This window comes from Allobosea sp. GW822-FHT05A11, from assembly GCF_058800455.1.
The window spans coordinates 103,528-130,091 of sequence record NZ_JBXAMI010000007.1; the positions used below are offsets into that span (position 1 = coordinate 103,528).

Below are 26,564 nucleotides of genomic sequence, written 5' to 3' on the forward strand. Positions count from 1 at the left end.
GTCAGACTTGCACGGATACCTTGCAGATCAGGATTTGCATTGCGCTCCGGAACTGATAGCGCCAACCGACATTGCCAAAGAACGGCGAAACAGTGGACCGAGAGAACGGCCGCCCCACCATGACTGTCCTCGCTCCCACGTCGGCACCCGCTCCTGACCAGGAGCGCGCAGCGCCATGACACGGATCGCGCTTGTCTGCGTTTCGCCCCTGCAGCACGATTCGCGCGTGCTGCGCCATGCGGCGCTGCTCGTCGGCGCCGGCTACGACGTCCGTATCTTCGCGCAAGCTCCCCTGCCAGCCACTCCCCCTGCCCCCGTCAGTGTCATCCCCGGCCCAGGCAGCGATACACGGGTGCGTCTCGGCATGGTGCTTCGGCAGGCGCCGGCCACGCTCCTGCCGGCGAGCGCGGATCTCCTCTACTGGCTTTCTCCGAGCAGGCTGACGACGCGCAGCGACCTGCTCCGCTTCAAGCCCGACCTCGTCATCGCCAACGACTGGCGCGCATTGCCAATCGCCTACGCGGCCAAGCAGGCGTGCCGTGCCCGCATCATCTATGACAGCCACGAATTCGCCTCGGAGGAGTTCACGGATAGCTGGCGCTGGCGGGTTCTCGCCCGGCAGCATGTCGTCCGAATCGAAGACCGCTATATCCGCGAGGCCGATGCGGTCGCCACGGTCAGTGACGGCATCGCCGATGCGCTCGCGCAGCGCTACGGCCTGGCGCGGCCGACCGTCGTCTCGAATACGCCGGCGTGGCAGGCCACGGCATTCCGCCCCACGGCCCGCCCTGTCACCGTGCTTTATCATGGCGCCGTCGTGCCGCGTCGCGGCCTTGAGACGCTGATCGAAAGCGTCGCCTCCTGGCCAGAGGAATTCCGCCTGGTGATCCGGGGACCGGCCCAGGGCGGCTTCGACCAGCATCTGCATAATCTCGCCGGTCCGCTCGGGGAGCGTATCGCCATCGAGCCGCCGGTCCCCCCCGATCAGCTCATCTCGACCGCCGCGCAGGCCGATATCGGCATCTTCCTTCTATCGAACAGCACGACGCATGCGCGTTTCGCCATGCCCAACAAGATCTTCGAGTACATGCAGGCGGGGCTGATGGTGATCAGCAGCGACTTGCCGGAGGTCCGCGCGCTCTTGGAGCGGGTGGGCGGCGGGCTAGCCTTGGAAGAGGACACGCCGGCGGCGATCGCAGCGCAGCTGGCCGCTCTCACGCCAGAGCTCATCGACCGCTGCAAGCAGGCCAGCCTGGCCGGGGCGCGGTCATTCAACTTTGAGAAGGAGGGCTTGAAGCTGCTCAGCCTGGTCGACCAGCTACTGCGGACCTAGCCGCCGCTATGCCGCCAGACCAAGCCCTGGCTTTCGCGCAACACCTCTGCGACAGCGGCAAAATAGCGCCCGCCCTCGGTTTCCCAGTTCAGCGTCCTGGCCGCTTCCAGTGCCTGCGCCTTGTGATGCTCGACGTCGGCTCGATTGAAGCCGTTGATCGCTGCCGCAACTGCAGCAGGTGTCACCGCCGGGATCGAGCGGCCGAGGTCGTACTGCCGCAGAAGTGCAGACATCTCCGGAAGGTCCGAGACGCAGAGCGCCAGACCAGCCATCATATATTCGAAGAACTTATTCGGCAGCGCGAGAACATTCTGCCTCGAATGATCGGGCAGAGCGAACAGCCCAATGTCGAACCGCGCCGCCTCTTTGACGAGGCCGAGCATGGGCACCGGTGGAGCGAACACGATGCGCTCCTCCACGCCGACGTCTTTCGCTCGCCCGAGCAGCTCCGCGCGATAGCTCGCGCTCGCGGGGCCACGAATCGTCAGCCGGAACTCCGGCCGCCAGCTCGCGACGCTCTCGATACAAACTTCAAGACCTCGCCCCGGGGACACGACCCCGTGATAGAGGACCTCAATCGTCTCACAGCAGGAGCGCAGCGGATGCGCCTCATAGCTCGGCATGTTCCTCACCACCGTCGGACGCTTCGACAACCCGTAGTGGGACTGGAGGAAGTCGGCGATGCCAGGTGAGACGCAGCTGACCAATACCGCCCTGGCGATGCCTTCGCGTTCGACGGCAGCGATGAGCGGGCGCTGGAATAAGGACCAGAGCCAGCGATGTGCATATTCGTGCACCGCAAGCTCATGCGTATCGTAAGCGAAAGAAACGCCCTGCTGCTCCGCGAGTTGACGCGCGATCGGCAGCATCTGCCAGTCGTTGGCCAGCCAGATGTCCACCTTGTGCTGGCCAGCTAGGTCACGCAGCGCGGCGAAACGGCGATCGAGCGCCCAGTAGGCAGCTTGGGCATGCCGCGGATCGAGCGCGGTCTGGCAGGCATGACGCAGCTTGCGTAACCTGCGAGCCATGCGGCTGCGGCCCCATCGTGTAAATCCATTCTTAACAGCCGCTCCCTCCTGCGTCTGCTGACCGTCAGCTTCAGCATCGGGCAGAGCGAAATACGGCCATTCGGGCGCGGCTGAACTGGCGCCGCCGAGACCGAATACCCGCACCCGCCAGCCTTGGCTCGCAAAAAGGTCGCCCTGTCGCCTTACGCGCGGATCATCGGGAACAGCCGAAAGCGAGAGGATGCCGATGCAAGGCGAATGCTGCCCAGGGCCAGGTTCGTCCGCCTTCAAGGAAACTCCCATCAAAGGAAAATGAGCTATCGAGTATAGTTTCGACCGCGCCGCTTCGTCGAACTTGGCAGTCAAATACGTCAATTCCGGCACAGGCTGTGCCAGCGCCGTGTGTCAGTGCTTCCGCAGGAGCTTCCTGATCACCAGCCCGGGAAGACGGGTCCATCGCATGGCGCGCAACCCCCATTTCACCTGCTGGGCATTGGTAGGGAACTCGGTATAATGATGCGGCTTCTCGGCAATAAACCGCTCGAGCTGAGCAACGTCGATGCCGAGCTTCTTCGCGACGAACGCCTTGTCATCGGCAAGCTCGTTGTCGGAGTAGAGCGGCCCTTCTAACTCTTTCAGGGCCTCGTCCCGGCTGAGCTGCCCGGAGACGATCAAGCTCGACAGATGCGCCTTGCGCTTGTCGTATCCGAACTTCGTCGGCAAGTAATGCGCCTGGAAGAAGCGCGTCCAACGCGACTCGTAATGCTTCCCGCCATAATAGCGCCAACCAAAATTATTCTCAAGATATTCGACTGCGATCGCCTTTTCATAAGGCATATAGTTCAACGGCGCGATGACCTCCATATTTTTGATCTTAGGAAAGTAGAAATAATACTGATAGAATGAAATGATCGGAAAATTCTTCAGCGGCCGCGTCCCAAATTTCCGATGCACGGAGCGGACATGCGTCGCGTCCATCGCGTCGTAGCCCCAGGATTGAGGCAGAACGCCTTCCGTGGCGTAGTTTGCCCCGCTGATGACATGGCGGATGCCGGCATCGGTGGCGTACTTGTAAAGAGCAGCGAAGAAGGCGTGGTCCTGAGGCACGTCCTGATTGGCGAGACCGGCGCTAAGGAAGGACAGATGCAGTTCCTTCATATCTTCCCAGTCGACGACGCAGGTTACCAGGTCGAGACCGAGCTTCGTCACGATCTGTTCGATATTCTTGACTGCCAGCTCCGAGTTCCAGCCGGCATCGACATGGACCACGAGCGGTCGCAATCCCCATTCGACGACTTTGACGGCGAGATAGGAGGAGTCGACTCCGCCGGATAATCCAATGACGCAGTCGTAGCGCTTGCCCTGCCCCTCGGCCTTGATCCGGGCGATGATCTGCTCAAGCTCATGCGCGCCCTCCGGCGTCGGCTTCCAATGCGGCTTCATCTCGACCTCGAAGCGCCGACAATGGCTGCAGACTCCGTCGGCGTCGAAAGTGATCTCCGGATCGGTCGTATCCATCACGCAGCGCCGGCACATCTGGTACTGGCGTTCTCGCCCCGCGGGATCCCAAGCTTTAGTAATGATCGCCATCAAGCATTCCGAAAGAAGGTACAGACAAACCCGGCATTCGGAGAGCGACCACCGGGGAGTCCCGCATGGCTATTTCAAGCCATGATGACCATCTAAACCTCAGGCTAGAGCTGCTCAAGCGAATTCTAAGCGTCAGAAGAAGGGTGTGCATTTGCCAGCAAGATGGCCGAGCTTGCGATTTTTTCTCGAATCAACAGGAGAATGCGATATCGGGCCCGCGAATTGATCGTTCGCGACCTCGTCAACTCGTCTTCACTTGAGCCGATTGCGCGAAGGACGCCCATCGTGAATTCCGGCCGACCGCGCTATTCGGGCCTCAGCTCGATCTGCGCGGCCTAAAAAGCCGGTCCAGAACGTGACGGGCAAAGTCTACCCCTCTTTGCCCAGTTCCGCGTCGGAAAGCCGCGCCCCCCCGCCCTATGGACCGCAGCCAGCAACAGCAGGCTCGAGCCGTCGGACCGGGCGCATAGGAACAAGAGCCGAGATCAGCGACCTCGTCATCCGGCCTCACCGATCTTCGCCTGCCCCGTTCGGCCGTGAGTTTGCCTTAGACAGCATTCGGATAGGCCGGTTCCTGCCCCTGCCCCCTTGGGGATGGGGAATATCATCGGCTGCGGAATACCCTGCACCCAGTCGGCAGCCTCACCCGCCAGCCGGGCAGCCTCGCTCAGAGCGAAGCCGCGAGCTTGTGCCCGCCATGCATTCGATTCATCTCGGCTGCTGCATCGACAGCCGCAAGCTTGCAAGCGTTAATCTCGCTGGCGCCGGCCGAATCCAGCGCTGCGCCAATGTCGGCGGCCTCGCGGCCACCGATCACATAGCCGATCTTCGTCTCCCGGACGAGATCAGCCGCCTCGCCCGAACCGACAAGGAAAACGGCGCGTCCGGCCTGAACATGCTCGTAAAGCTGCTCCGGGACGGAATAGGCGACCTTCGGCGTATCGAGCGACCAGAGCACGATCCCCGCATCGGCAACGACCCCGGCCCGCTCATGGCCCGGCGCGTCGATCAGGTCTATCGCGACATCTTCATCGAGGCCGAGCTTGGCGATCCTCCGCTTCAGATCACCCAGGAAGCCGTGATCGGCTTGCCCGCTGAGGGTCAGCCGATAACGCCCTCGGACAGCCGCCATCGCATCGACGAGCATCTCGATTCCGAGGGTTCCGACGATATCGCCGCTATAAAGCAAATGGATGCGCCCATCGATCGGCCTGAAAGCAGGCGCCATGGTCATGGGAGGAGCCGTGCGAACCACCAGAACCTCACCGCCAGCAGGGTTGCGCTCGCGAACGCGCGAACGCAGGGCTTCGGCAGCAACGATCGTCAATGTCGAGGCCTTCTGAGTGGCCGCGGCCACCGTCGCCGCCACTGATGCTTCGCTCGCAACCCAGCGCGCGTCGTTGAAATACTGATCCGGCTCGTACTCGGAAACGTCATAGGCTAGCTTAGCGGCGGCACTCCGGGCGAGAGCCTCGGCCACCGGCCCACCTTCCCAATCCACGCAAATCACGACAGCCGGACGCAGCTCCTGGTGGTCGGACGCGAAACGCCGCAAGCTCGTCTTATCGTGGAAGACCTGGGAACGACGATCATAGGCGAATCGACGGGACTTCGCCTCGCCGACAAACGGCAGGAGCCGCGCGGCGGTACGCAGCAGAGCGAGCAGTGCCGTCGCGCGTAGGCGCAGCGGAACGATCCGAGGCAAGGTCACAACCGCCCAAGGACCTTGTTTTACCTGGCCAGCAAGGACAGCCGGAACGCAGACGACTACCGAACGGCCGGCATCCGCGAGAGCGCCTGCAAGGAAATGCAAACGCGCAAGGCTCCCCTCGCCGCGTTGCACGATCCATACGGCGTCGCTCTTGTCGGCTGCGGCAGACGGCCGCTGGAGCTCAGCCCATGCCCCGGGCTGGATTGACTGACTGGGGTGGTAGAATGCCGGGTTGCCCGCGCGGCGATCGAACAGGGCCTCGAACAGGATCGGAGCCAGGCCAAGGACAACGGCCACCACGAGCGAGGCCAGCAGCAGGCCGCGCGGCACGGCCGCGAGCGCGCCGAGAAAGAAAGAACCGGCGACGAATAGCACAAGGCCAGCGACGACACAGATGATCAACTCGATGGTCGCCGCGGAACCGCGCCGGGCCAGCGCCCCGCCCAGCACCGAAAAGCTGACCAGCATGGAAAGTGCCATCACGACCGCGACAGCCGACCTCAAAGCGGCGTGCTCCGCCGGAACGCCGTAACTTACTGCGAAGACCGCGCCGATACCGCCGATGACGGTCCAGCCAGACGGGCGCACAAGACCAAGCCCCAGCCGCACACAGACCAGCAGCCCCAGCGTCGCAATGAAAAGCGTGGCGACGAAAAGGCGGTCGAGCGACGCAAGCAGCGAAAAAGCGAAGAGCAGACCGATCCAGAGGAAGCAGGCTGCGACCGCCACCAAGACGGCACCACGCACGGCCGCGCCGATCCCATCCGCCATCAGGTTGCGCAGCTGGCCCTTGAGAGCAACGCAGGCGATGAAAAACGCTATCGGAAACGGCAGATAGAAACCGAGATTGCTGGCGGCCGGCGCAACGCCTCCCCAAAGCGGCGCAAAGCGACCAAGCTGGGCATTGACGATCGGGTCGCGCATCCAAGCGATCAGCCCGGAATGAAGCCAGGCAGCAGCCGGATAAGCGATCAATCCAATCCCGACGAGCAGGCACAGGGCAATCAATATCCGCAGTTTCGCGACAGTCATCCGGCAACTTTCGATCCGTCGCGGGGTCGCCTCCCATAATGTGGGCGCAGAACGACCGCCCGCACAGGGGCACGCGGCATGATCCGCGCCGCCCAGCTAACCGAGCGGCCTGCAAATTTCAAGCACCCGTACCGGCAGAACGCGAGGGCATGACGGCAACTCGAAGGGAACATTAGCCTTCTGCTGCCTGCGGCGGGGACCGCAGGCACTCGAATTGACTATAGCGCGAAACTTAAATAGCGCTGCTGCTCTTTCCCACCATGCAGAGGTACCAGTGACGCGGACGATCGTAACCATTGTTGGCGCCAGACCGCAGTTCATCAAGGCTGCGCCAGTAGCCGCTGCGATCGCGGCGCATACCACGTTACGGGAGATCATCGTCCATACCGGGCAGCATTTCGACGCGCTGATGTCGGACGTCTTCTTTTCCGAGCTGCGACTGGAAAAGCCGGCCTATAATCTGGAAATCAGCAGCCTCGGCCACGGCGCCATGACCGGGCGCATGCTCGAGGGCATCGAGGCCGCGCTGCTGAAGGAGAAGCCGAACGCCGTTCTTGTTTATGGCGACACCAACTCGACGATCGCCGGCGCGCTCGCCGCAGCGAAGCTTCATATCCCCGTCGTCCATGTTGAAGCCGGGTTGCGCTCCTTCAACCGTCAGATGCCGGAGGAGATCAACCGGGTCCTCGCCGATCATGCCAGCGACATGCTGCTATGCCCCACGCAAATCGCCGTGGCCAACCTGGCAAGGGAAGGCATCACCGAGAACGTCCACATGATTGGCGACGTGATGTACGATGCGACCCTACAGGCGACCGCGCGTGCTGAAGCCGAATCGCGGGTCCTGGAAGAGTTGGGATTGCAGCCGGGCCAGTATGCGCTCGCAACGCTTCATCGCGCTGAAAACACCGACGATCCGGACCAGTTGCAACGCGTCTTCGCCTGGCTGACCGAACAGGCCGCGCGCCTGCCGATCATCATGCCGCTCCACCCGCGCACGCGCAAAATTCTCGAGCGCCTCGGCCTGGAGCCGCAAGGCATCCGCATTATAGCGCCAGTCGGCTATATCGACATGGCCCGCCTTGCCAATAACGCGGCGGGAATCTTCACCGATTCGGGAGGCCTGCAGAAGGAGGCGTATTTCCACCGGGTGCCGTGCGTCACGCTGCGCCAGGAAACCGAATGGGTGGAAACCGTCGAGGCGGGCTGGAATCGGCTGTGGACGACCGACACCTACGCCGAGCGGCGCAAAATCCCCGATTACGGCAACGGTGACGCGAGCCTCAAGGTCGCGCAACTGCTAGAGCAGCGCTTCGGCTAGCCGGCGGCGTGCCGCCACTCGGCCAGCGCGCCCAATGCATGGAGTTTCCCTGACTTGCTTCCGCATCTGAAGCGCCTCGAAGCCGAAGCCATCGCGATCATGCGCGAGGTCGTGGCAGAATGCCGCAAACCAGTGATGCTGTATTCGATAGGCAAGGATTCCAGCGTGATGCTGCACATCGCGCGCAAGGCATTCTTTCCCGGGAAGTTACCCTTCCCGCTTCTCCATGTCGACACAACCTGGAAATTCCGCGACATGATCGCCTTTCGCGACGAGACCGCGCGCCGGCTCGGGGTCGATCTCATCGTGCACGTCAATCAAGACGGCATCGCGCGCGGCATCGATCCGATCCGCTCTGGATCGTCGCTCCACACGCAGGTGATGAAGACAGAGGGCCTCAAGCAGGCTCTCGATGTCGGCGGCTACGACGCGGCATTCGGCGGGGCGCGGCGCGACGAAGAACGCAGCCGGGCGAAGGAACGCATCTTCTCGTTCCGTGACGAGCACCATGGCTGGGATCCGCGCCAGCAGCGTCCCGAACTCTGGTCGCTCTACAACACCAAATTGCGCCCCGACACGTCGCTGCGGGTGTTCCCGCTGTCGAACTGGACCGAATACGACGTCTGGGACTACATTCTCGATCAAGACATCCCGGTCGTGCCGCTTTACTTCGCCCAGAAGCGAGCGGTGGTGAAGCGCAACGGCACCTGGATCATGGTCGATGACGACCGTCTCGAGCTTGCACCGGGTGAAACTGTCGAGATGCGCTCGGTCCGGTTTCGGACCCTCGGCTGCTACCCGCTCTCCGGAGCGATCGAATCCGAGGCTACGACCTTGCCAGAGATCATCGCCGAAATGCGAGCGGCGCGCACATCCGAACGCCAGGGCAGGCTGATCGACAGCGACGAGAGCGCCTCCATGGAAAAGAAGAAGCGCGAGGGCTATTTCTGATGGCGTCCACCGCCTCTGTGGCCCCCCAGGGCCTGCTGCGCTTCCTGACCTGCGGCTCAGTAGACGACGGCAAATCCACCCTGATCGGCCGGCTATTGCATGAGACGGCATCGATCTTCGAAGACCAGATGTCAGCCTTACGGCGCGACAGTCGCGTCTATGGCACGGTCGGCGAAGAGGTCGACCTGGCTCTTCTGATGGATGGTCTCGAGGCGGAGCGCCAGCAAGGCATCACCATCGACGTCGCCTACCGGTTCTTCCGCACGCAGCGCCGCTCCTTCATCGTCGCCGACACCCCCGGCCACGAGCAGTACACCCGCAATATGGCGACGGGCGCCTCCACAGCCGATCTGGCCGTTCTACTGGTGGATGCGCGCACGGGTGTGCTGATGCAGACACGGCGGCACTCCTACATCTGCTCGCTCCTCGGCATCCGGCACATCGTGCTGGCGGTCAACAAGATGGACCTGATCGACTTCGATCCGCATCGCTTCGCCGCGATCGTGGACGACTACCGCGCCTTTGCCGCGACACTGTCTTTTGAGACGATCACTGCCATACCGCTCTCGGCGCGCCATGGCGACAATGTCACGCAGCGCTCGGCCCGGATGCCCTGGTTCCAAGGCCAGACCTTGCTAGCCTGTCTCGAGGAGGCCGAAACCGACGTCGAGGCGGTAACCGGGCCAGCGTTTCGCTTCCCGGTGCAATGGGTCAACCGCCCCGATGCCGATTTCCGCGGCTTCTCTGGCACCGTAGCCGCCGGCCGGATCGCGACCGGCGATCGCATCGCCGTCGCTCCTTCGGGCACCAGCGCCATCGTGGCGCGGATCGTCACCGCCGACGGGGACCAATCCGAAGCGGTCGCCGAAGAGGCCGTGACGATCGTGCTCGACCGCGAGATCGACATTGCGCGTGGCGACGTGCTGATGTCCGCGGAGGAGCCGGCGCATGTGGCGGACCAGTTCGCGGCTCACATCGTCTGGATGGGCGATGAACCCCTTCTCCCGAGCCGCTCCTACCTGATGCGCACCGGCACGCAGTGGACGCCGGTTAGTGTCATGGCGATCAAGCATCGCGTCGACGTCAACAGCTTGAGCCATCTGGCGGCGACTCATCTTGAGCTTAACGACATCGGCATGTGCACACTGGCGAGCGCCCGCGCGATTGCGTTCGATCCCTATGCGCAGAACCGTACGATGGGCTCATTCATCATCGTCGATCGCTTCAGCCTCGCCACCGTCGGCGCTGGAATGATCGACTTCCCGTTGCGCCGCGCCATGAACATCCGGCGCGAGGAACTCGCTATCGACAAGGCGGCACACGCCGCCTCGCTCGGGCAGAAGCCGATCGTGCTTTGGTTCACCGGACTGTCCGGCTCAGGCAAATCGACGATCGCCAAGGCTCTGGAAAAGCGACTCTACGCAGCCGGTCGCCATACCTACATGCTCGACGGCGACAATCTCCGGCACGGCCTCAACAAGGATCTCGGCTTCACTACGCAGGACCGTGTCGAGAACATCCGTCGCATCGGCGAGGTCGCCCGCCTGTTCGTCGATGCCGGTCTTATCGTGCTCTGCTCGTTCATCTCCCCATTCAGAGCCGAACGGCGGATGGTTCGCGAATTGCTCGACGCGGACGAGTTCGTCGAAATCTTCGTCGACACGCCGCTGGAGACCTGCATTACCCGCGATCCCAAGGGCCTCTATGCGAAGGCACAGTCGGGCCAGCTTGCCAATTTCACCGGCCTGGACAGCCCCTATGAAGCGCCGGAGGCTCCCGAGATCCGACTAGACACCGTCACGAATACAGTCGATGCAATCGCCGAACAGATCATGAGCTATCTTTCCGATCATGGGTTAATGCGCTGACATGGCGCTGCTGCCGAACGGCAAGAGACTGTTTCCGAGCGCATTTTCCGGGACAGAGCGTGAGGGCTTGTCATCCCTGCGACATAGCCCTTGCGCAAGCGATTGCGGCCGTTCACCACGCTCTCACTGACTCAACGGGCGACAGCCATGGCGACTCGAATCTCCACCCTCATCCTCCTGGCCGCGCTGGGCTTGATCGCCTATGTGATGACGCTCGCCATTACCCCCGTCCTGCTGCACTGGCTCAGGGAAGCTGCTTCCATAGAGGCCGGAACCTCCCTGACCGAGGATCTACGGGCTGACGCTATACTCGCCCTCACCTTCCAGCTCTCGCTGTTCGCAATCTACCTAGGTGTGCCGGGCCGACTGCAACGGGTCATCAACGGCAGTCCCCGACAAGCGGCCATCAATTCAGCTTTGATCGCGTTTCTCGCCGCAGCGCTATGGCTCGCCGTGGTTTATGCGGCTGGCGGGATCGTAATCGTGACGCGCCTTTTCGTCGTCGTGCTTGTGGCAACGACCGGCGCCCTTTTGCTCGGGGCCTGGTTTCTGCGCGCCCGCCGGCCGATGGAAACACTTGGCATCGTTCTGGCCTTCACCATGGTCTGCATCGCGACACCAATCGGCCCAGATCGCGCACTGGCGATCGCCGGTTACGCGTTTTCTCTGGCGCTCGTCTACGGCCTCTTCTTCCGGCGTTTCGGCGCGTCTGCGGGCAGGCTCTGGCGAAACGCCTCGCTGGTCTTCATCGTCGCAGCCGCCCACATCGTTTGGATCACGGGCCTGTTCATTGCGGGAACGGTCCAGGCCGTGCCGGTCTGGCTAGCGTTTGCGTCGGCAGCACTGATCCTCACATGCGGAATAACTCTTCCCGTCGGCGTACTCCTCCTGAGCAACCGGGCCGGCTTGCGCGGCTTGCTGTACGACTCCAGAAAGGAAGAGGACACAGTTCTTCAACCCGAGTTGGTCGAGCCGACTGCCACCAGCGCCGTCACGAACGGCAAGCGCGCGTGGATCATCTCGTATACCGGCGTTTCGAACGAACCTCGCGTGCTGCGCCAATGCGAAGCCCTGCTCTCTGATGGCTGGCAGGTGATTGTATGCGGGTTCGACGGCCATTCGCCACGGCCGCCAGAATGGACTTTCGTCAGGCTGCCGCAATCCTATCCTTTCTCCGGTGCCCTCACGCAAATCCTGGTGCGCTCAGGTCGCTGGGCGAGGCTGGCATTACGGTACGGTGACCACACGCCACTGACGCGTTTGCTTGCCCATGTCGCACATGCATCCACGCCGCTCTGGCTGCATATCCGCCTGACATTGCTCCATCTCGCGAAGGCCCATCCCGAGCTGCGCGCCGACCTCGTGATAGCGCACGACTACCACACCAGCGACATCGGCTATGCGATTGCCAAGCATTACGGCGCGGCTTTCTCGATCGATGTGCATGAGTACGCCCGCGAGCAGTATTCGAACGATCCCGAATGGGTCAAATGGCAACGCCCGACCATCATCGCCATACAGGACGCCTATCTGCGCCATAGCGATGTCACGACCGTGGTCTGCAAGGGCATCGCCGATCTGCTCGCCAAGGAAACCCCGCTGAAGACTCCCCCGATCGTCATCCGGAACGTTCCCTTCAAGAATACCCAGCCGTTCAAGAAGACCCCGGAACAGATCACCGTTCTTTACCATGGCGATCTCTCCAAGCCGCGCGACATCCATATCGCAATCGCATCCGTCCCGCTTTGGCGACCAGAGTTCAGGCTGTTGCTGCGCGGGTCGGGGCATCCGGACTATGTTGCCGCGCTGCACCAACAGATCGAAGAGCTTGGCCTGCAAGACCGTGTATCGATCGTTCCTCCCGTCTCGTTCGAGAAGATCGTCGAGAAGGCCAATGAATCGGATATCGGCTTCTTCAGCTACACGTCATATTCACCGCAGATTCAATTCGCTCTTCCAAACAAGATCTTCGAGTACATTATGGCAGGATTAGCCGTTTGCATAACGGATTTGACTGAAGTTGGCAGAGTTGTGAACCACTACCACAATGGCTATCTGATCAAGCAGCACTCGCCCGAGGGCATCGCCGCTGCGATCAACCATTTTGACCGTGAGGGGATCGATGCCTTCAAGCGCGCCTCCATCGCTGCCAGCCAGGAGTTGAACTGGGAGGCGGAGCGGACACAGCTGCTGCAAGCCTATCGCGGCGTCGCGCGATAGGCCCGCGCGGAAGCATGGTGTTTCACGTCATTGTTTTATAAGGCTGTAGGGCAGCAAAGGGTCGACCGATGATCGTGATCGCCAACTACGGCGTAGGAAACCTGCAGTCAGTCGAGCGCATGTTGCGCAAGGCCGGCGCTGATGTCCGCCTTTCCTCCGATCCGGCAGAAATCCGCGACGCAGACAAGCTTATCCTGCCGGGCGTCGGCAATTTCGGCCATTGCGCGACTGAGCTACGGGCAGCCGCGTTCTATGACACGCTGCAGTGGTTCGCGCTTGAGGCCAAGCGGCCGATCCTAGGAATCTGCGTCGGCGCGCAGCTGCTAGGGCACTCCAGCGAAGAGGCCGACGGCGCGCAGGGGCTAGGCTGGATCGATATGGTCTGCCGCCGCTTTCCCGTCCAACCCGACCTGCGTGTGCCCAATATGGGGTGGAACACGATCTTACCGCGCCGGCCGTCACCGCTCTTTGCGGAGCTGGACGAGGAAAGCCGTTTCTATTTCGTCCATTCCTATTACTTCGACGTCGCCGACCAGGAGCGTGTATTAGCGGTCGCGGAGTATGGCTTCCCCTATGCCTGCGTCGTCAATCACGAGAATATCACCGGCGTCCAGTTCCACCCCGAGAAATCGCTGCGTCACGGGTTGGCCGTGCTGAAGGCCTTCGCCAACTCGTAAGCCCCTGCTTTCCCCGGCCTCCAGACCAGTCCGTCAGGAACCTCGATGAAGACGCGCGTAATTCCCGTTCTGCTGCTGCGCAACAGCGGTCTCTACAAGACCGTGAAGTTCAAGGACCCACGCTATATCGGCGACCCCATCAACAGCGTGCGCATTTTCAATGAAAAGGAAGTCGACGAGCTCGCCTTCATCGACATCTCTGCCACGCCCGCCGGCCGCGGTCCCGATTTCAATATGCTGGAGCAGATCGCCGGCGAGGCCTTCATGCCGATGGCCTATGGCGGCGGTATCACGACCTTCGAACAGGTCCAGCGAATCCTCTCGCTCGGCTTCGAGAAGGTGATCTTCAACACTGCGGCCTTCGACCACCCTAGCGTCCTTGCCGAGGCCTCTCGCGTCTATGGTGCGCAGGCCGTGGTCGGCTGCCTCGACGTCAAGAAGACCCTGCTTGGACGTTATGAGCTATATACCCATTCCGGTGGCAAGAAGCGCTCGGTATCGCTGCCTGATCAGATCGCCAATTTCGAGCGCCTCGGCGTTGGCGAGATCCTGGTCAATGCCATAGACCGCGATGGCGTCATGGGCGGCTACGATACCGCCCTGGTCAAAGCAGTCTCGTCGCGCTGCTCGATCCCGGTCATCGCCTGCGGCGGCGCTGGATCGCTCGACGACCTTGCCGCCGGCGTCGCGCAGGGCGGTGCCTCGGCGGTCGCCGCCGGCAGCATGTTCGTCTACAAGGGCGTCCATCGCGCTGTGCTGATCAACTACCCTGAGCGCCGCGATCTGAAGCAGCGCTTGCCATAGCAGAGGCCGGAGACACCATCTGCTACCCGTTCGGAGTTCCCAGAATGATCCCCTATAAGAGCGTTGCCTATCAGCATGAGCGGCCGTATCAGATTTGCACACGATGCTGCATGGACACCACCGACCATGAAATCATGTTCGATGCGGACGGCGTCTGCAACCACTGCCATTACTTCGAAAACCAGCTGAAACATTACTGGTTTCCGGACGAGCGCGGCAAACCGCTGCTCGAGAAGATGGTCAAGGAGGTGCAGGAGTTCGGAAAAGGCAAGCCTTACGACTCTATCATCGGCCTCAGCGGCGGTGTCGACAGCTCCTATCTCGCCTGCAAAGTCAAGGAATGGGGCCTTCGTCCGCTCGCGGTCCACGTCGATGGCGGCTGGAACTCCGAACTCGCCGTCAAAAACATCGAGCAGATAATAAGCAAGACTGGGCTCGACCTCGTGACACATGTGGTCGACTGGGAAGAAATGCGGGATCTCCAGCTGGCCTTCCTGCGTTCGCATGTAGCCAACCAAGATTCACCGCAAGATCATGCCTTCTTTGCGGCGCTCTACAATTTCGCGGTCAAGAACGGCATCAAATACGTCATCAGCGGCTCGAACTATGCGACCGAGAGCGTGCTGCCGGTGTCCTGGGGCTACGACCCGATGGATATCCGCCAGGTCGACGACATTCATTCGCGTTTCGGCGAGGCGAAGCTGAACACATTCCCGCTGGTCAATTTCTACCAATTTCACTTCTACTACAACAACATCAAAGACATGACGGTTCTTCGCCCGCTGAATCTTATTCATTATAACAAGACCGAGGCAATTGATTATCTCGAAAAAAACTATGGCTGGCGCTACTACGGAGGCAAGCATTACGAGTCGCGCTGGACGCGGTTCTTCCAAGCCTATTATCTTCCGGTGAAATTCGGTTACGACAAGCGCAAAGCCCATCTGGCCAGCCTTGTCGTGGCTGGTGAGATAACCCGTTCCGAGGCGCTGACGGAACTCGAGAAGCCGCTCTACACCGAGAACGAGATCGCCGAAGATAAATCCTTCGTCGCTAAGAAGCTCGGCATCACGGTCGAAGAGCTGGATGAACTCGTCCATGCCCCGCCGAAGCACTATCTCGACTACAAGCACAACCAAGATAAAGCCAGGCTCTATTACAAGGGCGAAGCGCTGTTCCGCGGCGCCCGCAACCGGATCGGCCGCCTTCTCTCCAACCGCTAGGCCGGACGGCAGCCCAGCCTGGCCGCCACCATCTAGAATATCAAGTAACCGCGAGCCGCCCCGGTGGACGAGGATTGCCGCTGCGAGGGCTCGTCTTAGCGGCGGCCTTCGTGCAACAGCGTCTCAGTCAGCGCAAGCAACCGCTCCTGCTCGTGCTCCCAGGTTAGCTCGCTCGCTGCCAAGATCGCCGCATGCTTGGCCGCATCGATCCGGGGCCGCGTGAGGGCGTTGATCGCGGTCGCTATGACCACCGGATCGGTGCTAGGCACCAGCGAGCCCAAACCGTACCTGCGGACCAGCGCCGCCATCTCCGGCAGGTCAGCCACACTCAAGCACAGGCCCGCCATCACATACTCGAAGAACTTGTTCGGCAGCGTGAACCGCTTCTGCGGCGAGAAATCGCCCTGTACGAAATAGCCGATATCGGCGCAATTGGCTGCCGGAACGATCCGATTGAACGGGACAGGCGGCTCGATCTTGAGCCTCTCGGCAACTCCCAACTCCGCGGCGATCCCCCACAAGCGCTCGACTACCGAAGCTTCGCCACCGCCGCGGATCAAGAGAGAGAATTCGGGCCGCCACATTGGCAGGGAGCGGACAACCTCTTCGAGCCCGCGATCGCCCGAAAGTATTCCGTGATAGAGGACGACGATGCGGTCGCCGCAGGGCCGGAATGGTTGCGGCTGCGCGAATGGGACCGAGCGGATCACCGTCGCCGGCCGCTGCATCACCTCCTCGACGTCGAGCAGCTGCGCGATGCCGTCACACACGGTCGACACGGCATTGGCACGGCGGAAATAGTAGTCCTGTAGGGCTATCGCCTGCCAGCGCCGATCCGCCAGCCAGTCTGGATCATGCGCATATTGGCCGCGACCATATTCGTGCGCGTCGATCATCCATGGCGCCTGCGCCCAATCGGCCAAAAACTGAGCGGCCGCGCAAGTCGGCGGATCATGCGCGATCACGAGATCCGGCCTCAGCCGCGGGTTGGCCCGAGCAGCCTGTAATATCTCCCGGCGATGCCGGCGCCAATGCGGTTGAGCATCGCAAGCGAGACGCGCGCCCCACTGCGCCAGTGCGGGAACGCCGCGGAAGTCACGGTAGAGGACGCGGCCGAGCAGACGCTGGCCTCGCAACGCGACGCGGCCTGCACGAGGCGTGCGTGACCAAGAATCATCTAGGCGCAGATAATGCCAGTCCGCTGGCCGTTCAGAGGCCCCCTCATAACCCGCGATGACGACATTCCAGCCCCATTTGCGGTAGCTCCAAGCCTGCCGCAGCAATCGCGGCTCGTCCGAGACGGGAGTATAGGAGATGATCCAGACACAGCGGCCCGACGTCAGCTCTCCCTGCGTGAGGCTCGCGACCATAACACCTCAGCTTCGGTAGAAAGGGTTCGCACGATCAGCTTCAGATCGCTCGCGGTCTAGTGGCAGGTACTGCGGCTTATGATCGGGGCGCCCTAGGCCACGCGACGTTCCCACTCCTTCAGAAGCGCCCCCTAAAAACGTCTCACTCGATGGGATATCCCCAGCGAAGCAGCACCGCACCGAAACGTCGATTGATATCATCCAGAATCGCTTTCGGTAGCTCATCCTTATAGCTTCCAGCTTTGCCGCGTCTAAAATGGCTGGACCCGATCGCGGTATCCCCGATCATGCGGCCCTTCTCCTTCAGCTTCTCGAAGCTGTTGCGCTCGATCGCGCTCGCAACGCGCGCGGCGTCGAAGGGTTGGCCCCAGCGCTCGAATAGGCGGACGAGTTCCTTGCGAGGATCCGCGACCAATCGTTCATACCGGAGTACCGGAACACCATGTGATGCGTAATCGTCCCAGTATGTATGGTAAGAATGCGCCGGAACCATTCTAGCCAGAAACCAGTCGTAGTAAAAGGTTTCGATGTCACCATATTTTGCAGACGGAACATCGCTTTGGAAACTGTCCGTCTGCATATAGTGAAAATAGGAAACAACGATATCACGCAGGTCGCGAATCAAGCAAACCCCATGAACGAAATCCGAGCGAGCAGCAATTGTCACGCTCAAGGGGTCATGAGTGCTAACGACACCGCGGCCTTCGCGCTGCCGCTGGTCGTGCACATTGAAATATGGAGGAAGCTCAAATATATCCGAAAGCAATGCCAGAAGCCAAGTATTACCAGCTTTCTGGAGGCCGAAAATAACAAACTTTCCATCTTGAAAATCGAATACATTATGCTGGGGCGGATACAAATCCAGCGATGAAGGAGCCCGGAACAAAGGGCTCTTCAGCTTTATCACTCCGCTTGCTTTTTCGGCGGCGCGGGCTTCTGCGATGGACAGCAAGCGCTCGCCGACTGAAGATAGCTGCCGCAGTTCATCCGTAGAACGGTCGGACATTCCCTGCAGAAGTTCGTGGGTCTTATAAGCCCCGAAGAACTTATGCGCAACATTGACCAAGCCACGCACGCGGCCGCTTGAAGCCTCCGTCATTGAACTAAACTCCACTTCTGATCACAGAAGCAATCTTTGAACGATCATCGCCCATCGTCCATAGCCCAGGGTAATGAATGATAGGAGGGTCAGAGTCATTTTCCTGTACGATCTTCAGCTGATAGCTCCTAGCGAGCATCTCAAACCTGGAATTCAACGTGTCGGCCGCCGACCCAGACTCCGACAGATCGAATACGCTGAAAGACAACAGGTACTCCCCCGCTCCGATGAGAAGCGGCGTCAGATCAACACGTACCCGGCGCAGATCGCCTCTTTTGGCAGAAAACTTATCCGGCACGCTCTCGATGCGGCACACGCGCCGTCCATCGAGCCCAAAGAAATGAATCCAGTATGAGCAGACGAAATCATCGGCTCGGTCAGCTCGAATATCGAACTCGATCATGGCCTGCGCACCGGTTCGGAGCGAAAGGACCCGCCGCCCTTCCGAGATCACCGATACATAAGCAAAGCGCAGTCCGGCCACGCCGGGAATGCGAAAGACACGATGTCCGTCACTGAGGCGGTCCTGAAACTCCTCCGTAGCAGTAACGCCCTCGTGTTCCCGGATACGATCTGCGACCCAAGCCACATTCGCGTAATCCATACCTTCACTGGCTTCGGGCAGGGGCTGCGACTCGTCGGCAGCGCCCTCGGCCTCCGCGCTTTCAGCCTGCTCGGTGGTCGAGCCGGCATCACCTCGGCCTTCACTGGCCTCTGTTCGCGCGGGCAGGCGACTTTTGGCCGTCTCCTCTGCGATATGAACCTCGTAGGCGGCAAGCACTTCATGAGGCAGGCCGTCCATGAAGATTCGGCCATCCCGCAGCCATATGACGCGCTGACAGTACTGCTGAATTTGCTGCCAGGAGTGGGAGACCAGAACGACGGTGCTTCCGGATTTAGCCAGCTTGTCCATTCTCATGGCACTTTTGGCGGCAAAATATGAATCGCCGGCGCCAAGGATTTCATCGATCAGGACGATATCCGGGCGAATCGCGGTCGCCGCAGCAAACTGCACACGCGCGTTCATGCCCAACGAGTATGTCTTCATCGGCTGGTGGAGAAACTCTCCCAGCTCGACAAAATCAACCACGTCCTCAAGAGCAGCCTTGAGGTCCACTCCGGTCAAGCCGTTATACGACAGTGCGGCCTTGATATTCTCGTATCCGGAGAATTCGGGATGAAATCCGATACCCAGCTGCATGAGCGCCTGGATCGTGCCGTTCACCAACACCTTCCCGCTGGAAGGCTGATAGTTATCCGTAATAAGCTTGAGCAGCGTCGTCTTGCCTGCCCCATTCCGCCCGATCAGACCGATGCGCTCGCCATGCCGGAGAGTGAATGTGACATCCTTCAAGGCATGGAACAGATGGTATGGCTGTTCGTTTTTTGGCTTGAACCAAGAGAGAAGCCCGAGCTGGTCCAACAGGCGATAATGGGGGCGATGATACAAGCGATAGCTTTTGGACACGGCCTCGAAAGCGATCGCAACATCGTTCTTGCCCTCGACGACTTCCGGCGGGGCTCCGCTGTCATGCATAATCATAGAACGAAGCCTTGGCCCGACGACAAACAGCGTACCCGAGGACAAACACCGAGATGCTTAGAAAAACCATCGCAGCAACGAGAGCTAGCGGCGGGATCATGTTCAGAACGATCAAATATTGGAAACAAATAACGAAATATGACAACGGATTCATGTAAATCAGGATTCCGAGCCCGGGCGGAATCATCGACGGCGTATACGCAATTGGCGTAATGACCATCAACATCATTATGCCGTAGTAAATAATGTGCTGTATATCTCTAAATACCAGAGCCAAAAGAGACAGCACCCAAACCAGCCCTGTCACAAACATCAACTGAAGAATCATTACCAATGGAATAAGCAGTGTTGTCCAAGTTAAACTTCCCAGAACAGCATCGCTAATAATAAGTATTATTACACCGACCGGCATCCCGATGCTCGCCACGATTACACTGCGCAAAGGAATCAATTCGGCCGGAAAAACAGTATTCAGCAATACATTTCGGTTTGAAACCAGCGACAAAGTTCCGCCCGTGAGCGCGCCAGAGAAGGGCATGAACGATGTCAACCCGCAAAATACGTAGAGAATATACTCGTAGGTCGTGATATCGCTCGGACGAATCCTCAAAATCACGACATAGGTTAATGCGTAAATACCCAGCATGAGAAGCTGCCCGACAACAGCCCATGCGGTTCCCAGAAACGACCCTGCGTAGAGATTCCGAATCTCCGCGAGCGAGGTCCGCCAAAGAATGATCCGATGGCGCCATATCGCATGAAAAGGAGCGACAAAAAAAGCGGCCATGTCTGACGAGGAGGGCATGTAACTAGAACTCTGTAGCGCAAAAGGCGCAAACGCCCATTGGAGGCAGCGTGAGATTGCGTGCATACCTACACGTTGGGTGGGAGCATCGCAATAAAAGATCGGTCAGCGAGGCCGAGAACAGATATCCCATTGAAATATAATAATTTATTAGCATCAAGACAGCCAATTGGGGGGCCCCGGCCTTCTTGCCACGCGGTACGACGTGGGTGCCCGCCACCTGCGTGGCGGGGCTGGCGATCCGCAAAATGCAACCTGACAAGAACCGGTTGAGTCGATAAGTTCGTCGTAGCTGCCGGCCTGCTGTCGCCTTCGGGGGAGAAATACCCATGGCGAAGGACGCAAGTCAGACTCCTACGCCAAACCGCTGCCCCCAGATGCCGAGATTGACGATTCTCCACAGCGAGAAATCCAATGGCGTGTGGCCATCCAGCATCCGGGCGGCATTCCGGCGAACAGCTTGAGCATTGAGCAAAGTTGGGTACAGCGACAGTGTCTTTTCAATACCGTCCATTGCCTGCCGCTTGAGCGGGCCGCGGAACCAGGCCTGCTCGGGCGTGGCAAAACCGAGCTTGTCACGTCGATCGATCACGATATCAGGCATGATGCCCTTCATTGCCTGCCGCAATACTGTCTTTGTACTTGCACCCTCGATCTTGTGGCAGTTGCCGAGCGCAAGCGAAAACTCGACCAGCGGATGGTCCAGGAACGGCACGCGCGCCTCGATCGAATGCGCCATGGAATTGCGGTCTTCCCAATGCAGGAGCATGGGAAGGTTCGTGGCATAGGTCAGCCCGAGACAAAGCGAGCGAATGTCGACCATCGGCTCTAGACCGGCCCGGATCCGTGCCTCCTGCGCGGCGGTCAGCCGGTTCCCCTTCGACCGGATGACCTCGGTATCGAGCCAACCACCCTGCTTGATCTGATGATAAGCGTTGCGCAAGCGGACGGTTACAGGCTCAGGCGCTAGAGCCAGCGCCGCCATGAACAGCTGCCCCAGCATCGGCGCCCCTAGCTCACGCTTGCGCGCCAACACAGTCGCGATCGCGGCATCGATCTTGCCGCCCCGCAGCATCCCGGCAATGCGATAGGCGAAAGCCGTGTGATATCCGGCGAGCTGCTCGTCGGCGCCCTGTCCATCCAGCATCACTTTGACGCCAACACGCCTCGCCTCCTCGAAGACGCACCATTGTGCGAAGATCGAGGAGGAGCCGAAAGGCTCGTCCTGGTGCCAGGTGATGTCGGCGGCGCGTTGGAATACGTCCTCCGGTTGCGGGAAGATGAAATGCGGTTCGGTATGCGCATGAGCGACGACCGCATCCATGAAGGGCTTCTCGTCGACGCTCTTCTCGGCATAGCAGGCCGAGATAGTGTTAACCCTCGACCCGCCGGCGCCGGAGTCCATCATCTGGGCCATCAGGCTGACGATAGCGGATGAATCGAGCCCGCCCGACAGGCACGAACCGACCGGCACGTCCGAACGTAGATGCAGGCGGACCGACTCCGTCAGAAGATCGCGGAAACGAGCCGCTGCCTCATCTCCGGATAGAGAAACCTCGCCGACCACGGCCGGATACCAGCGGCGCGGTTGCACCTGGAGGGCAACGTCGCTGCTCGCATCGACGGTGACGCTCTCGCCGCCACGTAGCTGGAACACGCCCTCGAACATGGTCTCAGCGGTGTGGTCGGAGATGCCGGAGGCCAGGAAATCATGAACTCGGGCGACATTCATGCGACCTGAAACGCCGGGCAGGCCCAGTAGCTGCTTGATCTCGGAGCCGAAAGCCACGCCGCGCGGATTCGTCACGATATAGAGCGGCTTGATGCCGTAGCGGTCCCGAGCGGCGAAGAGCTTCTTGTCGCGATCGTCCCAGATCAGGAAGGCGAACATGCCGCGCAGCCGCGGCAACATATCCTCGCCCCAGAGCATATAGGCGCGAAGCAGCACCTCGGAATCCGATTCCGAGACGAAGACCTCACCCTTGGCCCGCATCTCCTCGCGCAGCTCGATATAGTTGTAGATCTCGCCGTTGAAGACGAGCTGATATCGGCCCGAAGCATCACCCATCGGCTGCAGGCCGGCATCCGAAACATCGATGATGGCGAGCCTGCGGTGGCCGAGCGCCACCGGGCCTTTCGGACTGGCATAGACCTCCCAGCCGCGACCATCGGGACCGCGATGCGCGACAATATCGATCCGTTGCGGGTCGGGCTCGAAGCCGATCGACCCAAAAATGCCGCACATCCCGTAGCCTCATCAAAGCGGATCGGCCCCGCCAAACGTACGGCCGGAGCGCCCCGCGTGGCTTATAGTGATCAGAATTCCATCGGTCGAGAGTGCGACAATGTACGCACGGACGACCGCCGCACCTAAAAAGGCACGAGCCGGTTTGGAACTTCGTCGCATTGCGGCCAATCGATCCCGCGCCTATGCCACAGTACCAGTTCGGACGGATCGCTATCCGCCATTTGACGGGAACCGCCATGCCCGACCCCGCCTCCTCCGACCGCCGCCTGATCGGCAGCTTCGACCATGTCGTGATCGGGGCGGGTTCCGCCGGCTGCGTCGTCGCCAACCGACTGGCGGCCGATCCGGAGACCAAGACCCTGGTGCTCGAAGCCGGCGGCCTGGACGACTGGATCTGGTTCCACATCCCGGTCGGCTATCTCTTCGCGATCGGCAATCCCCGCGCCGACTGGCTGTTCCAGACCGAGCCGCAGGCCGGCCTCGGCGGGCGGGCGCTGGCCTATCCGCGCGGCAAGGTGGTCGGCGGCTCCTCCGCGATCAACGCCATGGTCTATATGCGTGGCCAGGCCGCCGATTACGACGGCTGGCGCCAGCGCGGCCTCGCCGGCTGGGGCTGGGACGACGTGCTGCCCTATTTCCTTGCGCATGAAGACCATATCGCGCCGCCGCCCGGCGGGCTGCACAAGGCCGGCGGGGAATGGCGCGTCGAGCATCCGCGCGTGCGCTGGGCGATCCTCGATGCCATCCGCGACGCGGCCGAAGCCGCCGGCATCGTCAAGATCCCGGATTTCAACACCGGCGACAATGAAGGCTCCTCCTATTTCCAGGTGAACCAGCGGCGCGGACGGCGGCTCAGCGCCTATCGCGCCTTCCTGAAGCCGCTACTCGAGCAGAAGGAGCGCCATAACCTCCGACTTGAGACCCGTGTCCATGTCGAGCGCATCGTCTTCGAGGGCGGCCGGGCCAAGGCGGTCGAATTCACCCATGGGCTGGGCACGGCGAGCGAGGAGAAGCTCCGGGTCGAGGTCAATGGCGAGGTCGTGCTCTGCGCCGGCGCCGTCGCCTCTCCGCTCCTGCTCGAACGCTCCGGCATCGGCGGCGGCGCGCGATTGCAGAACCTCGGCATCGAGACGCTGGTCGATGCACCCGGCGTCGGCGAGAACCTGCAGGACCATCTCCAGATCCGGCCGGTCTACAAGGTCCAAGGCGTCAAGACGCTGAACAGCGATTATGCCAGGCTCTGGCGCCGGCCGCTGATGGCACTGGAATGGGCGGCTTTGCGCACCGGCCCGCTCACCATGGCCCCGTCGCAGGTCGGCGCCTTCGCGAAGTCTTCGCCGCAATACGCGACGGCGAACCTGCAATATCATTTCCAGCCGCTCTCGCTCGACAGCTGGGGTTCAGGGCTCCACCCGTTCGACGCCTTCACGGCCAGCGTCTGCAATCTCAGGCCGACCAGCCGCGGCAGCGTGCATCTGCGCTCGGCCGATCCACGCGATGCTCCGGTGATCTCGCCGAACTATTTCGACACCGAGGAGGACCGGCAGGTCGCGGTCGACGCGATGAAGCTGACGCGCCGCATTGTGGCGCAGACGCCGCTCGCCCGCTTCCGGCCCGAGGAATACATGCCGGGTGAAGCGGTCCAGTCGGACGACGCCTTGCTCGACGCCGCCGCTAAGCTCGGGACAACGATCTTCCATCCGGTCGGCACGGCGCGGATGGGCAGCAACGATGATCCGGGCGCAGTTCTCGACGAGCGGCTGCGCGTGCGCGGTGTTTCGGGCCTGCGCGTCATCGACGCTTCGGTGATGCCGGCGATCACATCCGGCAACACCGCCAATCCGACGATGATGATCGCCGAGAAGGGCGTAGCGATGCTCAAGGAAGACGCACGCCGGTAGGGGTTGTCGCGCCGGGCGGCATGGAATTGCCGCAAATCCCGGCCTATGAATCGGTTGCGATGACCGAAGATCTTCCGCCCCCATCAGCACCGGAGCGTGGCCCGCTCACACGTGGCTTGCTCGCGGTCCTGCGCGCCGTCATCACCGTCTTCGTCGTCCTCGACGAGCTCTTGCGGCCGCTCTACCGGCCGCTGCTGCGCCGGCTCGCGGAATTGCGCGTCATGCGCCGGCTCGAGGAGAGCGTCGCCGCCCTGCCGCCGCTGCTCGTCCTGCTGGCGCTGGCGGTCCCCTTCGCCATTGCCGAGCCGCTGAAGCTCTTCGGCCTCGTGCTGTTTGCGCGCGGGCAGTTCTGGCCCGGGCTGGTGGTCACCGCCTTCGCGCATCTGATGAGCTTCGTCTTCGTCGAGCGCATCTATCATGCCGGCCGCGAGAAACTGCTGCGCTATCGCTGGTTCGCCTGGATCATGGGACAGGTGGTGCGCGTGCGCGACAGCGTGCTTGCCCGGGTCAGGGCCACGGCTGCCTATGGCCTGGCGATGCGGACACGCGATGCCGTGCGCCACTGGTGGCGCACGATGCTGGCCTAAGTCCTTTTTGCCGCATTTTCTTCACGCGAACCGGTGTCCACTTCGCTCGAAAATGCGCTAGCGGCTGCGCGCCAGCAGGAAAAGCGCGCCGGCGGCGAACGCCGAGAAGGCGATCAGCAGCAGCGTCGAGAGCATGACGCCGCCGCGCTCCAGCGAGACGGCGAAGACGAGCGGCGCCGCCGCCTTGATGACGAGCCCCGGCGCCGAGAGCTTGCCCATGGTCGCACCGAAACCGACGGGGCCGAAGAGCTGGAGCGGCACGGTGCCGCGCACGATCGAGCTCAGCCCCATGCTGATGCCGAAGGCGATGGCGAAGAGCCCGGCGACGACCGGGAGCGAACCGCCGACAAGGAGCAGAGCGAGACCGAGCGGCATCAGACAGCCTGAGACCCAGGCCGTCGTGACTGGCGAGACGGCGCGGCCGAACAGCATCTCGACAAGGCGACCTGCGACCTGCGACGGCCCGAGCATCGCGCCAATGCCGACCGCGACGGCCGCGCTGAGCCCGAAGCCCTGGAGCAGCGCGAGCATATGCACCGCCATAGCCGAGACGACGAAGCCCTGGAGCGAGAAGGCCAGCGCCAGCAGCAGGAAGGCGCGGCGGCGCGCATCGTCATGGAGATAAGCCAGCTCCGGCTCCTGCGGGGCTGGCGTGGCCGCATCCACGGCCTGCGCGACGACCGGCCGCTTCACCCGCCCGGGCAGGAAAAACAGGTGCAGGGGCAGGCAGACCAGGAACTGCGAGAGGCCGTAGAGCCGGTAGACGCCGCGCCAGTCGAACATCCCGAGCAGGCTCGAGGTCAGCGGCCAGAACAGGGTCGAGGCGAAGCCGCCGATCAGGGTGAGCTGGCTGATGGCGCGGCGCGCCTGGCTGCCGCGCGCCTGCGTCAGCGCAGCGAAAGCGGCGTCGTAGAACACAGCGGTGGTCACCGCCTGCAGGGCGACCATCGCAAGCGTGTAGCTGACGATGCCGCGCGCCTCGGCCAAGGCGAAGAGCGAGAGGCCGGCCAGCGCGGAGCCGATCGTCATCACCAGCCGCGTGCCGTAGCGGTCGATCAGGCCGCCGGTGACGGGCGCGACCGCGCCACCCAGCAAAAGGCCGATCGCGAAACCGCCGAAGGTCCATTCCGGCGCCCAGCCGAAATCGCGGGTCATGCGCGGCGCCAGCACGGTGAAGGCATAGAACAGCGTGCCGTAGCCGAAGACCTGCGTCACGCCGAGCGCCGGGATCAGCGAGGGGCCGCCCGGCCGGAAGACTCTTAGCGAAGTCATGG

Annotated in this window: 19 protein-coding genes; 10 read left to right on the forward strand and 9 right to left on the reverse strand. The window is 61.6% G+C overall.

All coding sequences use genetic code 11. From position 1 onward, the window contains the following. The first annotated feature begins 226 nt into the window (after positions 1 to 226). On the forward strand, positions 227 to 1,333 hold the full coding sequence (locus tag AC1RLU_RS22510) for a glycosyltransferase family 4 protein (RefSeq protein WP_492798324.1): 1,107 nt from the start codon (positions 227 to 229) through the stop codon (positions 1,331 to 1,333). Here AC1RLU_RS22510 and AC1RLU_RS22515 read toward each other — a convergent pair. From AC1RLU_RS22515 to AC1RLU_RS22525, 3 genes are all read right to left on the reverse strand, one after another. Next, positions 1,330 to 2,706, reverse strand: a complete 1,377-nt coding sequence (locus AC1RLU_RS22515; RefSeq protein ID WP_492798326.1) for a glycosyltransferase — start codon at positions 2,704 to 2,706, stop codon at positions 1,330 to 1,332. The two genes, AC1RLU_RS22510 and AC1RLU_RS22515, sit on opposite strands and share 4 nt — an antisense overlap. Before the next feature lie 39 nt (positions 2,707 to 2,745). Further along, positions 2,746 to 3,930 (reverse strand): N-acetyl sugar amidotransferase, encoded by a 1,185-nt coding sequence (locus AC1RLU_RS22520; RefSeq protein ID WP_492798328.1) that lies wholly within the window; start codon positions 3,928 to 3,930, stop codon positions 2,746 to 2,748. A 667-nt stretch (positions 3,931 to 4,597) separates the two neighbouring features. After that, complete coding sequence (locus AC1RLU_RS22525; protein WP_492798330.1) at positions 4,598 to 6,673, reverse strand: glycosyltransferase family protein; 2,076 nt, start codon at positions 6,671 to 6,673, stop codon at positions 4,598 to 4,600. A gap of 274 nt (positions 6,674 to 6,947) precedes the next feature. Here AC1RLU_RS22525 and wecB point away from each other — a divergent pair, with 274 nt between their 5' ends. From wecB to AC1RLU_RS22560, 7 genes are all read left to right on the forward strand, one after another. Further along, a complete protein-coding gene (wecB, locus tag AC1RLU_RS22530; protein WP_492798332.1) occupies positions 6,948 to 7,994 on the forward strand; it encodes a non-hydrolyzing UDP-N-acetylglucosamine 2-epimerase in 1,047 nt (348 codons plus the stop codon). A 54-nt stretch (positions 7,995 to 8,048) separates the two neighbouring features. Continuing rightward, positions 8,049 to 8,945, forward strand: coding sequence for a sulfate adenylyltransferase subunit CysD (gene cysD, locus AC1RLU_RS22535; protein ID WP_492798334.1), 897 nt, complete (start codon positions 8,049 to 8,051; stop codon positions 8,943 to 8,945). Continuing rightward, complete coding sequence (cysN, locus tag AC1RLU_RS22540; RefSeq protein WP_492798336.1) at positions 8,945 to 10,813, forward strand: sulfate adenylyltransferase subunit CysN; 1,869 nt, start codon at positions 8,945 to 8,947, stop codon at positions 10,811 to 10,813. The genes cysD and cysN overlap by 1 nt, the downstream gene beginning before the upstream one ends. 147 nt (positions 10,814 to 10,960) lie before the next feature. Then, positions 10,961 to 13,033, forward strand: a complete 2,073-nt coding sequence (locus AC1RLU_RS22545) for a glycosyltransferase (RefSeq protein WP_492798338.1) — start codon at positions 10,961 to 10,963, stop codon at positions 13,031 to 13,033. A 68-nt stretch (positions 13,034 to 13,101) separates the two neighbouring features. Continuing rightward, positions 13,102 to 13,710 carry an imidazole glycerol phosphate synthase subunit HisH gene (hisH, locus tag AC1RLU_RS22550; RefSeq protein ID WP_492798339.1) on the forward strand — a complete coding sequence of 203 codons (609 nt, stop codon included), beginning with the start codon at positions 13,102 to 13,104 and terminating at the stop codon, positions 13,708 to 13,710. Between the two features lie 45 nt (positions 13,711 to 13,755). Further along, the gene (locus AC1RLU_RS22555; protein WP_492798340.1) at positions 13,756 to 14,514 is read left to right on the forward strand and encodes an AglZ/HisF2 family acetamidino modification protein; all 759 of its coding nucleotides are present in this window, start codon (positions 13,756 to 13,758) and stop codon (positions 14,512 to 14,514) included. A 44-nt stretch (positions 14,515 to 14,558) separates the two neighbouring features. After that, positions 14,559 to 15,737: an N-acetyl sugar amidotransferase gene (locus AC1RLU_RS22560; RefSeq protein ID WP_492798342.1), complete on the forward strand. Its 1,179-nt coding sequence runs from the start codon at positions 14,559 to 14,561 to the stop codon at positions 15,735 to 15,737. A gap of 95 nt (positions 15,738 to 15,832) precedes the next feature. On the opposite strand, the gene AC1RLU_RS22565 is transcribed toward AC1RLU_RS22560, so the two are convergent. The 5 genes from AC1RLU_RS22565 to asnB all read right to left on the reverse strand — a co-directional run bounded on the left by AC1RLU_RS22565 (position 15,833) and on the right by asnB (position 22,799). After that, positions 15,833 to 17,107, reverse strand: a complete 1,275-nt coding sequence (locus AC1RLU_RS22565) for a glycosyltransferase (RefSeq protein ID WP_492798344.1) — start codon at positions 17,105 to 17,107, stop codon at positions 15,833 to 15,835. 142 nt (positions 17,108 to 17,249) lie between these two features. After that, positions 17,250 to 18,206, reverse strand: coding sequence for a sulfotransferase domain-containing protein (locus AC1RLU_RS22570; protein WP_492798346.1), 957 nt, complete (start codon positions 18,204 to 18,206; stop codon positions 17,250 to 17,252). Positions 18,207 to 18,210: 4 nt separating this feature from the next. Then, positions 18,211 to 19,749 (reverse strand): ABC transporter ATP-binding protein, encoded by a 1,539-nt coding sequence (locus AC1RLU_RS22575; RefSeq protein WP_492798348.1) that lies wholly within the window; start codon positions 19,747 to 19,749, stop codon positions 18,211 to 18,213. Continuing rightward, positions 19,736 to 20,554, reverse strand: coding sequence for an ABC transporter permease (locus AC1RLU_RS22580; protein ID WP_492798350.1), 819 nt, complete (start codon positions 20,552 to 20,554; stop codon positions 19,736 to 19,738). Before AC1RLU_RS22580 ends, AC1RLU_RS22575 begins: the two co-directional genes overlap by 14 nt. Before the next feature lie 346 nt (positions 20,555 to 20,900). Then, positions 20,901 to 22,799, reverse strand: a complete 1,899-nt coding sequence (asnB, locus tag AC1RLU_RS22585; protein WP_492798352.1) for an asparagine synthase (glutamine-hydrolyzing) — start codon at positions 22,797 to 22,799, stop codon at positions 20,901 to 20,903. Positions 22,800 to 23,038: 239 nt separating this feature from the next. Here asnB and AC1RLU_RS22590 point away from each other — a divergent pair, with 239 nt between their 5' ends. Next, a complete protein-coding gene (locus AC1RLU_RS22590) occupies positions 23,039 to 24,703 on the forward strand; it encodes a GMC family oxidoreductase (protein WP_492798354.1) in 1,665 nt (554 codons plus the stop codon). A gap of 59 nt (positions 24,704 to 24,762) precedes the next feature. Next, the gene (locus tag AC1RLU_RS22595) at positions 24,763 to 25,290 is read left to right on the forward strand and encodes a hypothetical protein (protein WP_492798355.1); all 528 of its coding nucleotides are present in this window, start codon (positions 24,763 to 24,765) and stop codon (positions 25,288 to 25,290) included. 57 nt (positions 25,291 to 25,347) lie between these two features. On the opposite strand, the gene AC1RLU_RS22600 is transcribed toward AC1RLU_RS22595, so the two are convergent. After that, the gene (locus tag AC1RLU_RS22600; protein ID WP_492798357.1) at positions 25,348 to 26,562 is read right to left on the reverse strand and encodes an MFS transporter; all 1,215 of its coding nucleotides are present in this window, start codon (positions 26,560 to 26,562) and stop codon (positions 25,348 to 25,350) included. Between the last annotated feature and the right edge of the window lie 2 nt (positions 26,563 to 26,564).